Raw genomic sequence first — 273 nt, forward strand, 5'->3', positions numbered from 1 at the left:
AGGTCGAGCACGGCCGCCGCGTAGTCCTGCGCGCGCAGTTCGCGCTCGGCCGCATCGCCGCTCTGCACCCAGTCGACCTGGAAGCCGAGCTGGCGCAGCCCGGCGCGCAGGCCGTCGCCGAGCAGGGGATCGTCTTCCGCGAGAAGGATGTGCATGCGCTCATTCTCCCACGCGGCGGGTCAGTCGTCACCGTCTTCGCCATGGGCCTCGGCCGCCGCGACGGCGCCCAGGCCGGCGGCCGGATGGCTCAGCTGCCAGCCCCAGAACCCGAGC

1 pseudogene is annotated in these 273 nt (G+C 73.6%); it reads right to left on the reverse strand.

Going from position 1 to position 273, the window contains the following annotated elements:
* Nucleotides 1–155, reverse strand: a pseudogene (locus ACEN88_RS35435) (DNA-binding response regulator); the annotation flags it as partial.
* Between the last annotated feature and the right edge of the window lie 118 nt (nucleotides 156–273).

The organism is Massilia sp. CT11-108 (assembly GCF_047302915.1).
Taxonomy (GTDB): Bacteria; Pseudomonadota; Gammaproteobacteria; order Burkholderiales; family Burkholderiaceae_D; genus Telluria; species Telluria orientalis.